This is a genomic window from Candidatus Thermoplasmatota archaeon (genome assembly GCA_029907305.1).
GTDB lineage: Archaea > Thermoplasmatota > E2 > DHVEG-1 > DHVEG-1 > JARYMC01.
Map to the genome: position 1 here is coordinate 1 of JARYMC010000040.1, position 12,499 is coordinate 12,499.

A 12,499-nucleotide genomic window follows, 5' to 3' on the forward strand; every position below is an offset into this window, starting at 1 on the left:
AACTATCTGGTAATTAAGAGGAGGTTTTGGATTTTGCGGCAAACCACCAACTCTCAATTTAACATAATCAACATGATCCATTTGTTCAACAATATCCTTTGTAATAACAGATGTTAAACCAGGTGCAAGACCACAATCAGGAATTATTGTGACACCATTATCAACTGCTTTTTTAAATAAACTAAGCTCTTTTTTAACAATATCATTGTTTCCTCCTAAATCAATAAAATTAGTTTTTGTTTCAACCGCTATTTTTGCTAAAATGTAATTAAATTTATAGGGAACAGCAGAAACTACTAAATCAAATTTTTTAAAATATTTTTTTAATGTAATTGTTTTTTCTATATCTAATTTTTGATAATTAAATTCTTTATGTTTCAGAAATTTTTTAGTTGACTCAAGTATTTGTTTACTTTTATCAGCAATTACAATTTCTTCAAAATTTGAATAATGAAACAAATCAAAAGCAATGGCACGACCCATCATTCCAGCACCAAGAATCAGTATATGCATTATATTTTGTCCCCCATTAGAAAATAAAATGTATTTTTTATATTAAATACTTTCAAATGCTTTATTCATGGTTTCTATTTCTGCTTTATCCTGTTTTATTGTTATACTAAAAACAAAAGTCAAAATAAACGATAGTGGTAACCCGATAAAAATTGGATCTAACATGTTTATAATGTAATTATTTGTTATTGAACCACCAATTAAGGATGGAGCTGTTTTATAATAAACAAAGATATACCAAATCATTGTAAAAATGAATCCGCCAAGTATTCCTGCCCATGCACCAGCTCTGCTTGTTTTTTTCCAATAAAGCATAAGTGTATATGGTGCAAGAAAAGTACAAGCCATTAGTCCAAAAAAGAATGATGTTAAAACAGCAACAACATCTGGTGGATATATTGAAAGTAATAAAGTAGCAATTACTATGCCAAATGTTGCAACACGTGTAATTGTTAATGCTTTTTTTTCTGAGCACTCTTTCATAAAACCTTTTTCACAAACATCTCTTCCAATGGATGCTCCTGCTGTGTGAAACAATGCACTAGCTGTTGACATTGCAGCTGATAGTATTGCAAAAAGAAAAAGTATAACAAACCAGGTTGGAAAAAATTCGTTAACAATCAAAGGAACAACCTTATCTGGTGTTCCAGGGTATTGTAAACCATTGTTTATCATTAGAACATTACAAAGAGGACCTATTGAAAATGCAATGAAGGTCATTAGTAGAATAAAAATACCACCATATGGTATTGCTTGTCTTAAGGATTTTTCATCTTTTGCTGAAAGATATCTTATAATAAGCTGCGGTTGAGCAAGAACACCAATACCAACGCCAAATATTAATGTTAAAAGAAACATAAAAGCAGGTGAAAATGGCTCAGGCATTGATGTCAATGTTGTGAACCCAACTGGTACGCTTTTCCATCCCATATCAAGTAATTGTTGAGTAGTAATTGAAGCAGCAGCCTCATGAGCAGGACCAATACCGCCAAGCATTCCATAAATTCTAATACCTAAAATAAGCATACCAATAAGCATTAAAACACCTTGGATAGCATGTGTCCACATAACAGCATACAACCCACCAACTATTAAATAAATACCAACAACTAGTGTGAAAATTACTACACAAACCCAATATGGAATTCCAAAAGTAATTTCAAATAATGATGCAATTGCTAAAAAAACAGCTGTTGTATAAAATATAATAAAAATTGCAATAATTAAACCTGATGTAGCTTGTAGTTTTTTTGAATTGAATCTATTACCTAGTAACTCTGGAAGTGTCATAGCATTTAAAGAAAGACCCATTTTTCTTGTTCTAAAACCATAAAAAATAAAAGCGATTATTATACCTACAAAAATATTTAAAAATGCAAGCCAAAGAAGTGAAAAACCGTATATTGAAGCCATCCCAGAAAAACCAATTAAGGCAACAGCACTGATAAATGTCGCACCATATGAAAATGCAATAATAACTGGGCCCATCTTTCTACCAGCAACATAATAATCTTCTTTTGTTTTCGTTTTTTTGTAACCCAGATATCCAAGATAAGTAAATACAGCTGCAAAAATACCCATGAATATTATGAATAAAATAATATCCATTATTTTTCCTCCTGCTCAACAATGTTTTCTTTTTTATTATCAGTTTTATTATTTTTTAATGGTTTTTTTAAAAATTCATGATAAATTCCATAAATTACACAAAAAATTGCAGAAAATATAGTTAAAATCCAAGCTGCAAACACCCAGATATCCATTCCAAGTATCAAACCCATATCTTATCTTCCTCCCCAAATAAACAAAGATATTATTTCATGGTACTGAGCAGAGAAAACAGATAGTATAATTTATATCTTTCTTAATTTTTTTTCAAAATCATTATAACTAAATAGTTTATTCAAGCCACAAAAAGGGAGGTTTCTATGGAAAAAGAGTTCTGGGACCCAAAAATAGAAACAAAACCGCTAAAGGAATTAAAAAAACTTCAATTAAAACGATTAAAAAAATTGGTCTACTATGTTTACAAAAATAACGAGTTTTATCATAATAATCTAAAAAAAGCTCATGTTAAACCTGATGATATTAAAACTTTGCAGGATTTAGAAAAACTTCCTTTTCTCACAAAACAGGATCTAAGACATTATTACCCATTTGGTTTACTCTGCACTCCACTTGATGATATAATAGAGGTTCATGCGTCTTCAGGTACTACAGGGAAACCAGTGGTTGGGCCGTATACAAGAAATGATGTTGAGATTTGGGCTGAAATGATGGCTAGGTCGATCTGGGCAAATGGACTTAGAAAATATGACATCATGCAAAACGCATATGGCTATGGTCTTTTCACAGGTGCACATGGTTTTGAAAAGGGTGCACAAAAAATTGGTGCCATGGTTATAACAATCAGCTCTGGTAACACAGAGAGACAGATTGATGTGATGAAGGATTTTGGTACCACTGCTATTGCCTGCACTCCATCTTATTCTTTGCATATAGCTGAGGTTGCTGAGGAAAACGGTTTGAATCCTTCTAAGGATTTCAAGCTTCGCATAGGTCTTTTTGGTGCTGAGGCATGGAGTGATGAAATGAGAAACAATATTGAGAAACGTTGGGGTATTGTTGCACATGAGCACTATGGTTTAACTGAGCTTATAGGCCCAGGTGTTGTCTCTGAATGCAAGTATAAGAAACTTCATATAAACGCAGACCATTTTCTTCCGGAGATAATTAACCCGGATACTGGTGAAACAAAGGGGTTTGATGAAGAGGGGGAACTTGTTTTTACAACTCTTACAAAAGAGGCTTTTCCTGTTTTACGTTTCCGTACAAGAGATCTCGCATCTATAAGCGATGAAGAATGCGAATGCGGACGTACTTTACCAATACAGTCACGTATAAAGGGCCGTAGCGATGATATGATGAAGGTCAAAGGCGTTATTGTTTTCCCATCACAAATTGAGGCGGCAATTATGCAAGTCTCTGGCATAAGTGATAATTATCAAATTGTTAAAACCAAAAAAGGAGATATCACCTCTTTATCTGTGGAGATAGAACCCACTGAGGAGAGATACAAAGAAGGTCATCTAGATGATCTTGAGAAACAGGTTGAGGCTGCAATTTATCGTATTTTGAACTTGAATATACCAGTTAAAACTCTCCAACCAAAGACATTACCAAGGAGCACTGGGAAAGCTAAGCGTGTTATTGAAAGATAAAAAAATTATTTTTTTATGAGGATTATATAAGATTATGATCGAGGTACTGGAGTCAATACTACCCTACATAAAAGGTCTCTGGACTCTACCATGGATACTGGTAGGTTTTATTGTAACACTGTTACTTTCGCATTTTTTTGAAGAAGAAAAAATAAATAAGATTATGAAAAAGATAGGGCTTATACTGCTCTACTTTTTCGTCCCACTACTTTTGTTTAAAATATTTTTAGGCGTGGATTTTCACGAAAACGAAATTATATTCACAGGCATCTGCTTCATAGTTTTATCCATGACGTATGCTATAGCATATCTCTATTCAAGGTACAAAGCAGATAAATTAAAACTGAAAGACGAAGAAAAAAAACATTTTCTAAAAACTGCTTTAACAAACCAAGGTAGAAGCTCAGCTTTTGTAGGCGGTGCCCTGCTAGCTATTTCATCGTGGAGAACCCCTGCTGCAATATATATGAGCATCGGAGCGATCTTTCTTTTTGCTATTATCCCGTATATCCTTTCACATTTACATAAAAAGGATACCAAGAAAACTGGGGGCTACTCGAAAGTACATGCGTTGCCATGGTATCTAAGAATATTCCCATGGTATCTTCTGGTTTTTGCTTTTGCAGCAATTACCTTACATGCTCTGGTAGGTGTTACACCAAAGAGTTTTGGGTATTCAGCCAGTACAATATTTGATTTTTTTACATCTCTGACAATACCTGCTGCATTATACTATGTTGGCTCAGGCATCCACATACGTGATTTAAAAAAAGATGAACTCAAAAAACTATTTGGACTTGAAAAATATACATCTGAGAACCATTGGGCGTGGGTGAGAAATATATTTTTCCTTACAGTTGTTATCACACCAATTATAGTTGTTCTGATTTTTAGCCCCATGCTATGCTTAGATATTATCCCAAATGAATGGTTTGTGGTTATAGTTATAAACTCAATTCTACCAATTACCAGTACAAACATGTTTTTAGTACCATACGGCATCGACAAAAAAACAACTGCACATTCTGTTACTTGGACGACTATCGTTTGCGTACCAATCGTTGTTTTACTAATCTATGTTTTTTCTATGTATCTCGTGTAAAAAGAATATTATAGTTTTTTCAAAATAAGTTCAGCAGCTTTTTTACCAGACAAAAGCATACCACCAAATATCGGTCCCATACGTGGTGCACCATAAACAGCATTAGCACCCATACCAGCAACAAACAGACCAGGATAAACCTCTTTAGTATTTTCAACAACTGTTTTCTCACCAATCTCTGCACACATAGATTTTTCTTCCTCAATTTTTCCACTAGGTGTATTAAGCCTGCCAACCTTTCTCATCACAATTCTACAAACCTCAGCAGCATGACCTGTTGCATCAATACAGTATTTTGCACGTATAGACAGCGGATCAACATGCAGACCAGCCATTCCAACAGGGCTCCAATTTATTACAAAACCATTCACCCTTTTTTTATCAATTAGTACATCCTCAACAGAAATCGCGTTGAAAACTCTGGCACCAGCATCAATTGCAGACGAACAAAGCTTTGTGATTGCCTCTATAGAATCAGCACTATAATACCCATCTTTCTCATCCTTTATTTTTATTTTTGCTTCCTCAAGAATGTGTTTAGATTCCCCTTGAACAACAATAACTGGAAACGTCATACCACCACCCCACATACCACCACCAACAGAAAGTTTACGCTCAAAAACTACAACCTTTTTACCAGCTTTAGCCAAATATCTAGCAGCAGTTAAACCAGCAGGACCAGCACCAGCAATAGCAACATCAACCTCGAAGCAATCCTTAAACTCTTTTGAGAAACGGTCGAATATAACCCTTGTTACAACAATATCATCAATCCCCATAAACAAAGCCTCATAGCGACTATGAATTAACCTAAGCTTATTAAATATACCGCTAACAATTTATACCCTACAATCTTGTCAGTTTTTTTGTGTTAACAATCAGAAAATTTCAACCAGATGACATGTTTTCAATAGTAAAACTAGCATCCGAGACACTAACGGAAAACTACAACCCAAGCATATTCAACTATTTCTACGAAACATTCCCAGATGGAATATGGGTAGCAGAGAAATTAAACAAAATAATCGGGTTTATCATAGGAGTAAAAACAGGTGAAGAAAAAGGACGCATACTAATGCTATCAGTAGAAGAAAAAAACAGGAGACAAAACATAGGTACCACTCTATTAAAAAACCTACTTAGCGAACTTGTTAAACACAATGTTAAATACATCGAACTAGAAGTTAGAACCGATAACAAAAAAGCAATACAGTTCTATCAGAAACATGGTTTTAGAATAGTTGACACAATAAAAAATTTTTATCAAAACGGGGAAAACGCTTACCTCATGACAAAGATCATCTAACTTCGTTTCAATTCTTCTTTTTCTTTGTTTGTCATGAACCTTGTTGCCATCTGATCAAGTCTATTAGAAATCTTCTCTAAACCAGGGTGATTGTTATTTGACAGAAGATCAGCTATACCTTTACTAAGAGCAAAAACCGCAAGTTTATGTTCCCGTTTAGACTTGTATACCTGATATGGTGTAACATTCAGTTTTTGATAGTACGCAAACTCCTCCCCCCCATTGTTCTTAACCATGCATTCAAGATGTGTTTTCAATTGTAGCAAGAAAGTGTGGAGTTGTATTAATTCATCTTTCTGCATTATAATACCCGTCCAATTCCTCAAACAGTAAATTATAACTAAATAATACAAAGGCTTTTTATTATTTTCCATCAGCTTTTTATAACTTGTTTTTGAGATCAACAACTACAGCATCGTTGTTGACATGGGGAAAATTTAAAAAAAAAAGATGAGGGGGTTGTTATTCCAGATCTTTTTTTGTCAATACTCTAACTGATGTAGGCATTTTCACTACATTGCCCCTCTTCATACCAATTATTTCTTTAACGTTCTTACTGTCAGCTATATCTAGTAGCCTCTGTGTTATTATACCATCGAATATAACCACGGCTATGTTGTCGCTTTTTTTCAACGCGTCTGTTAACTCCCTAACAGGTATTTTTTTGATTTCTTTGTTGTTTTTATCAAATAACACTGCTTTTAAAGAACCTGCTATTTCTTCTAGTACCGCACCATATTTTTTCTGTTCCTCTGTTATAATTTTTGGTTTTTCTTCTTCTACTATTTCCTCTGTTTTTTGTCTCATAGTTTTTTCTTCTTCTTTTTCTTTCTCAACCATCTCTCGGATCATAATTTCTTTTCTGTCTTTGCTTTCTTTATCTTTTTCGTATTTTATGTCATACATCTCAGCATATTGCTCAGCTGGTATCTTGTTTTTCAATGCTTTCGTTATAAGTTTCTGTGGTATTTCTTCTACTTCTCTTGTTTGTGGTGCTCTTGCTACAAAGTCTATGTCAGCTGTTTGCAGTAATTCTTTTAGTATTAGTTCGCCGCCTCTATCTCCATCTACAAAGGCTGTTGTTACTCTCTCTTTGGTTAAATCTATAACTGTTTTTGGTATGTTTGTTCCTCCGACTGCTATAACGTTTTTAATACCATATTTCAGCAGATTGAGTACATCACGTCTGCCCTCTACAACAATTATTGAATCACTTTTGTCAACATTTGGTCCTGCTGGGCAGTGGTCTGGTCCATAGTGTATTATCTCTTCAACTTGTACCGCTTGTCTAACATTATCTGTTATGCTTTCTCCTTCTATTTTGCTTTCTTCTATCACCTTGTTTAGTATTTCTTTTGCTCTTTCGATAACCTTTTTTCTTCTTACTACTCTTACATCCTCTACTTCCTCGGTGGTTATTGTTGCTTTGCACGGCCCTACCCGGTCTATGCTCTCAAATGCTGCTGCGAGTATGACTGTTTCTACTTTGTCAAGTGATGTGGGTAGTGTTATGACTCCTTCGCTTTTACCATTTTTAGAGTCGAGTTCTACCTCTATTCTCCCTACTCTTGCTGATCTTTGTAATTCTCTTAAGTCTAATTCGTCGCCTAAAAGTCCTTCAGTTTGCCCAAATATAGCTCCGACTACATCTGATTTTTCTATTATGCCTTCTGCTTTTATACGAGCCTTAATCAAGTATTTTGTTGTTGCTGGATCTATAACCATAATTTTTTCACCTCAATTTCATATTATCTTCATATCATCCTTTTTGAAAAATAGCACCTTCATCCGCTTTGTAGCAAATTTAGGTGTAAATCCTAATTATTGCATTTTTTGATTCCAATCATTTAGATGATCCATATCATGCGGGTAAATGAATTAATCCTTAATTTTGATTAACACATTCAAATTTTGTGCTATTTTTCTTTTAAATTTATTAATTTGTTATTGCAACAATATATTAGGCTTGCGCCATATTTAAATGTTATGCCTATATTCACATAAATTCACATAAGAGTTGGTTTTAGAAATGAAAGAGAAGATATACATTGGGGTGGCATGGCCATATGCAAACGGGTCGCTTCATCTTGGACATATAGCTGGTTGTTATCTACCAGCTGATATATTCGCACGCTACAACAGAATGGTTGGTAGAGACGTTTTAATGGTTTCTGGTAGTGACGAGCATGGTACACCTATAACTATCACTGCTGAGAACGAGAAGACTACACCCAAAGCAATTGTTGATCGCTACCACGCGGAACACGCAACAAACATGAAACAGCTCGGTATATCCTTTGATTTGTTTACTCGTACCACTACAGAGAACCATGAGAAAACCGTACAAGAAATCTTTTTAGAGTTGTATCAAAAAAAATATATTTACAAAAAAAGTGTTGATGCTTTTTATTGCAAAAACTGTGAACGTTTTTTACCTGATCGCTATGTTGAGGGGACATGTCCTCATTGTTCTTATGATACGGCACGTGGTGATCAATGCGATAACTGTGGGAAACTATTAGATACCTTTGAGTTGAAAAATGTTCGATGTAAAATTTGTGGTGGAACACCAGTTGTTCAAAAAACCGAACACCTTTTTTTTGCTCTGAGTGCATTTGAGAAGAAGTTGTTAGACTGGATTAAGGATAAAAATTATTGGAAGTCAAACGTGTTAAAGTTTACTAATAACTGGTTGCAGAATGGTTTAAAGGATCGTGCTATAACTAGAGATATTAATTGGGGTGTTCGTGTTCCGGTTTTTGGTTTCGAAAACAAGAGGATCTATGTTTGGTTTGATGCTGTTATTGGTTATCTTTCAGCGAGTAAAGAATGGTCCAAGAAACATTATAAACCTGCAAAGTGGGAGGAGTGGTGGAAAAACCCGAAGGCGAAACATTATTATTTTTTAGCAAAAGACAACATCCCGTTTCATTCAATTATCTGGCCATGTATCCTTATGGGTTACGATGAATCTTTGAATCTCCCCTATGATCTTCCTGCTAACGAGTACCTCATGTTGAAGGGTGAACAGTTTTCTAAAAGTAGGGGTGTTGGTATCTGGGTTCCTGAGATTCTGCAACGTTTCGATGCAGATGTAATCAGATATTATTTGTCTATTAATATGCCTGAGAATAAGGATACGAACTGGTTATGGGATGATTTTGTGGCAAAAAACAATGATGAGCTTGTTGGGACATATGGTAATTTTGTTCATAGGGTTGTTACGTTTACGCATAATGCTTTTGGTAAAATCCCTGAAAAAGGTAAGTTAAATGATTTAGATGAAAAGGCGATTAAAAAAATTGAGGAAACCTATAAAGAAGTGGGTGAATCAATAGACGGTTGCAGCTTCAAAAAAGGTCTTAGATCAGCTATGAATCTTGCCCAGTTCGGTAATGTTTATTTTAATCAGAATAAACCCTGGGAGCTCATAAAATCAGACAGGGAGCGTTGCGGCACTGTGTTACATGTTTGTTTGAGGATTGTGCAGGCGTTGGCTGTTTTTATGGCACCGTATCTACCTTTTTCATCTGATGAGATATGGAGGATGCTTGGTAATAAAGAATCTGTACATATAGTTAGTTGGGATTCTGCTTTGAATGAAATAAATGTTGGTAGTCCTATTGAAAAACCAAAACCGTTATTTAAGAAACTAGTGTTGGATGATTTTATGGTTGGTACCGATCCGTTTTCAAAGCTTGATTTACGTGTTGCAAAGGTTGTTGATGTTAAGGATCACCCGCAGGCAGATACTTTGTATTTGTTACAGGTTGATCTCGGTGCATTTGGTAAACGTGTTATTGTAGCTGGTATGAAACCTTACTATAAACATGATGAAATCAAGGGTAAATCTATCGTGGTTGTTGCTAACCTTAAACCCGCGAAGATACGTGGTGTTGAATCTAAAGGTATGCTTCTAGCTGCTGAGGATACAGATAAAGTGGTTTCGTTGTTGAACCCTGGTGATGCAAATCCTGGTTCAAGGATAACTGTTGAAGGTATACCGCATGAACCAGTTAGTACTCTAGAGTTTGAGGATTTCAAAAAAGTTGAAATGGTAATTGGGGATAACCAGGAAGCAACCTATCATGGTAAGAATCTAATGAGTGAAAAAGGTAAGGTTGTTTCAGACAGAACTGTTAAAAAGGGAGCAAAGATACTATAAAAAAAATTTTGGGGAGAAAAACGTATGAAAGTTGTTACTGACACCAAGTTACCACTTAAGGTTTTTAAAAAAGGCAAGGTTAGGGATGTTTATGAATGCAACGATAACCTTCTACTAGTTGTGACCGATCGTATATCTGCTTTTGATCATGTTTTACCTGATCCGATACCATTTAAGGGTGTTTGTCTCACGCAGATTTCTCGTTTCTGGTTTGATTTTTTTGGGGATATAATTCCTAGTCATCTTATTTCTGCTGATATCTCTGATTTCCCATGTGATGTTAGAGAGTATAATGATTTGTTGTATGGTAGAAGTATGTTGGTTAAAAAGGCTGAGGTTTTTCCTGTTGAGTGTATAGTGCGTGGTTATATTTCTGGTTCTGCTTGGGAGTCGTACAAAAAAGATGGTACTGTTTGTGGCATAAAATTACCTGGTGGTCTTATGGAATCTGACAAGTTTAGCAGCCCTTTGTTTACTCCTTCTACAAAGGCTAAAAGTGGTCATGATATCAATATTTCTTTTGATGAGATGAAAAAACTAGTGGGTGATGATGTTGCTGAGGAAATAAAGAGGTTGTCTGTAGATATTTACGAGAGAGCATCCAGCTATGCTCGTGAAAAAGGTATTATTATTGCTGATACAAAGTTTGAGTTCGGCATGATTGATGGCCGTATTGCTATTGTTGATGAGTTGTTAACACCTGATTCTTCTCGTTTCTGGCCTGCTGATAAATATGAGCCTGGTAGAAGTCAGCCTAGTTTTGATAAACAGTATGTACGTGATTATCTTATTAGTACTGGTTGGGATAGGGATTCTACGCCCCCTCATTTACCGAAGAATGTTATACTTGAGACTCAGAAGAAATATATTGAGGCTTATGAGCGGTTAACTGGTGAGAAGTTCACATTTAAGCATTAAAGTTAGAAACATATAAACAACAGAATGTATATGTGATGTTTCTATGAAGAGGTTACAGATCATTGCTTTGTTGATGTTTTTTGTTCTGTTTACTAGCAGTTTAGCTTTTGGAGGTTTGTCTGGCAAAAACCCTATCTATAGTGAAAACGGTAATTTGATTTCAGAAAAAACAGAAACCATTAAGGTTGAAGATGATTTTTATTTTGTTCACATAACAGACACGCATGTTTTGAACAAAAAATTCGATTTTAATGAGAAATCAGTTAAGAGATTTAAAGGTGTTTTAGATTATGTTTGTTCTTTTAGTGTTAAACCAGCTTTTATTGTAATAACTGGTGATTTAACTGAGTGGGGTGGAAGTGGGATATCTGGTGCTCTCAATTGTCAGGCATTTATAAGCTGTTTATATAAGAAAGATGGGCAGTTGTATGCTGATGTGAATTTTTCAATTCCTGTCTATACAACGCCAGGCAATCACGATTATTGTTTTAACCGTAATCTAAAAAATTACCATAAATACATAGATAAAAATCACATTCAAGATGAGGATAGATACGTTGTTACATATGGTGATACTAGTTTATTTTTTATGGATACAGGTCCAAACTATTATTCTAATATTTCTATTTTGTTTGATTGGCATGGTGAAGGGCTTTCTGACTGCGACATAAACTGGCTGCAAAAAGAACTTAGTAACTGTCAGTCTACACATAAAATCATTTTAATGCATCATCCAGCGGTAGGCAAAAAAAATGACTTATTTATCAACAACAGAGAAGAATTTGTTGAGTTGTGCGAAACATATAATGTTGAAGTTGTTTTAGCAGGTCATACACATAGATCTAGAGTCTATGATCATGATTTAAACGAGTATACGGAAATGCCATTGAATTGTAGTCAGTACCCAACACTTTATGTTCAAACCGATGACTGTAAAGAAGATGTTCATTACAGGAATATCAGTGTTTTAAGTGATGATATTTGGCTTGATGATTGTGTGAAATTAGAGGTTTCATCTGCGAATTATTATAGTTCTAAAATACATCTTAATCTGGCATCTAAACAGTTTGGGTCTACCATAAAAATCATGAAGTTTATTTCTTGCTACAAAAAAACTGACGTATGAGTCAAAAATTAATAACTTATAATATTATTTATATATAAAAAATTATGTGACATCCTCTCCGCCATAAATGACGGAGCTTCCTATGACGCATGGTTAGTAGTCGATGTATAGGAGTCCAAACTGGTTTGCTGGAGTCTGTGATCACGGA

12 protein-coding genes are annotated in these 12,499 nt (G+C 34.8%); 6 read left to right on the forward strand and 6 right to left on the reverse strand.

The features are described from left to right. From QHH19_04110 to QHH19_04120, 3 genes are all read right to left on the reverse strand, one after another. Positions 1–513: saccharopine dehydrogenase NADP-binding domain-containing protein (locus QHH19_04110; GenBank protein MDH7517509.1), on the reverse strand; the 513-nt coding region annotated here is incomplete at its 3' end. 42 nt (positions 514–555) lie between these two features. After that, positions 556–2,121, reverse strand: coding sequence for a sodium/solute symporter (locus tag QHH19_04115; GenBank protein MDH7517510.1), 1,566 nt, complete (start codon positions 2,119–2,121; stop codon positions 556–558). Continuing rightward, positions 2,121–2,294 carry a hypothetical protein gene (locus tag QHH19_04120; protein ID MDH7517511.1) on the reverse strand — a complete coding sequence of 58 codons (174 nt, stop codon included), beginning with the start codon at positions 2,292–2,294 and terminating at the stop codon, positions 2,121–2,123. Before QHH19_04120 ends, QHH19_04115 begins: the two co-directional genes overlap by 1 nt. A gap of 147 nt (positions 2,295–2,441) precedes the next feature. Between QHH19_04120 and QHH19_04125 the strand changes: the two genes are divergently transcribed. Together QHH19_04125 and QHH19_04130 are read left to right on the forward strand one after the other, a co-directional pair. Then, entirely contained in the window at positions 2,442–3,734 is a 1,293-nt protein-coding gene (locus tag QHH19_04125; GenBank protein MDH7517512.1) for a phenylacetate--CoA ligase, read from the forward strand. 34 nt (positions 3,735–3,768) lie between these two features. Further along, positions 3,769–4,836 (forward strand): hypothetical protein, encoded by a 1,068-nt coding sequence (locus tag QHH19_04130; GenBank protein MDH7517513.1) that lies wholly within the window; start codon positions 3,769–3,771, stop codon positions 4,834–4,836. A gap of 8 nt (positions 4,837–4,844) precedes the next feature. On the opposite strand, the gene QHH19_04135 is transcribed toward QHH19_04130, so the two are convergent. Continuing rightward, positions 4,845–5,615: a sulfide-dependent adenosine diphosphate thiazole synthase gene (locus QHH19_04135; protein MDH7517514.1), complete on the reverse strand. Its 771-nt coding sequence runs from the start codon at positions 5,613–5,615 to the stop codon at positions 4,845–4,847. An 89-nt stretch (positions 5,616–5,704) separates the two neighbouring features. Here QHH19_04135 and rimI point away from each other — a divergent pair, with 89 nt between their 5' ends. After that, positions 5,705–6,142 carry a ribosomal protein S18-alanine N-acetyltransferase gene (gene rimI / locus QHH19_04140; GenBank protein MDH7517515.1) on the forward strand — a complete coding sequence of 146 codons (438 nt, stop codon included), beginning with the start codon at positions 5,705–5,707 and terminating at the stop codon, positions 6,140–6,142. Here rimI and QHH19_04145 read toward each other — a convergent pair. Together QHH19_04145 and dnaG are read right to left on the reverse strand one after the other, a co-directional pair. Next, positions 6,139–6,444: a UPF0058 family protein gene (locus tag QHH19_04145; GenBank protein MDH7517516.1), complete on the reverse strand. Its 306-nt coding sequence runs from the start codon at positions 6,442–6,444 to the stop codon at positions 6,139–6,141. The two genes, rimI and QHH19_04145, sit on opposite strands and share 4 nt — an antisense overlap. A gap of 160 nt (positions 6,445–6,604) precedes the next feature. Continuing rightward, the gene (gene dnaG, locus QHH19_04150; protein MDH7517517.1) at positions 6,605–7,867 is read right to left on the reverse strand and encodes a DNA primase DnaG; all 1,263 of its coding nucleotides are present in this window, start codon (positions 7,865–7,867) and stop codon (positions 6,605–6,607) included. A gap of 304 nt (positions 7,868–8,171) precedes the next feature. Here dnaG and metG point away from each other — a divergent pair, with 304 nt between their 5' ends. The 3 genes from metG to QHH19_04165 are packed head-to-tail and all read left to right on the forward strand — an operon-like array spanning position 8,172 to position 12,351. After that, on the forward strand, positions 8,172–10,307 hold the full coding sequence (gene metG / locus QHH19_04155) for a methionine--tRNA ligase (GenBank protein ID MDH7517518.1): 2,136 nt from the start codon (positions 8,172–8,174) through the stop codon (positions 10,305–10,307). Between the two features lie 24 nt (positions 10,308–10,331). After that, entirely contained in the window at positions 10,332–11,225 is an 894-nt protein-coding gene (locus tag QHH19_04160; GenBank protein MDH7517519.1) for a phosphoribosylaminoimidazolesuccinocarboxamide synthase, read from the forward strand. Positions 11,226–11,268: 43 nt separating this feature from the next. Next, positions 11,269–12,351: a metallophosphoesterase gene (locus QHH19_04165; protein ID MDH7517520.1), complete on the forward strand. Its 1,083-nt coding sequence runs from the start codon at positions 11,269–11,271 to the stop codon at positions 12,349–12,351. Positions 12,352–12,499 lie beyond the last annotated feature (148 nt).

Bases quoted from the DNA above. Each gene is read 5' to 3' on its own strand.
- QHH19_04115 (MDH7517510.1), bottom strand. From the start codon at position 2,121: ATGGATATTATTTTATTCATAATATTCATGGGTATTTTTGCAGCTGTA.
- QHH19_04120 (MDH7517511.1), bottom strand. From the start codon at position 2,294: ATGGGTTTGATACTTGGAATGGATATCTGGGTGTTTGCAGCTTGGATT.
- QHH19_04125 (MDH7517512.1), top strand. From the start codon at position 2,442: ATGGAAAAAGAGTTCTGGGACCCAAAAATAGAAACAAAACCGCTAAAG.
- QHH19_04130 (MDH7517513.1), top strand. From the start codon at position 3,769: ATGATCGAGGTACTGGAGTCAATACTACCCTACATAAAAGGTCTCTGG.
- QHH19_04135 (MDH7517514.1), bottom strand. From the start codon at position 5,615: ATGGGGATTGATGATATTGTTGTAACAAGGGTTATATTCGACCGTTTC.
- QHH19_04145 (MDH7517516.1), bottom strand. From the start codon at position 6,444: ATGCAGAAAGATGAATTAATACAACTCCACACTTTCTTGCTACAATTG.
- dnaG (MDH7517517.1), bottom strand. From the start codon at position 7,867: ATGGTTATAGATCCAGCAACAACAAAATACTTGATTAAGGCTCGTATA.
- metG (MDH7517518.1), top strand. From the start codon at position 8,172: ATGAAAGAGAAGATATACATTGGGGTGGCATGGCCATATGCAAACGGG.
- QHH19_04160 (MDH7517519.1), top strand. From the start codon at position 10,332: ATGAAAGTTGTTACTGACACCAAGTTACCACTTAAGGTTTTTAAAAAA.
- QHH19_04165 (MDH7517520.1), top strand. From the start codon at position 11,269: ATGAAGAGGTTACAGATCATTGCTTTGTTGATGTTTTTTGTTCTGTTT.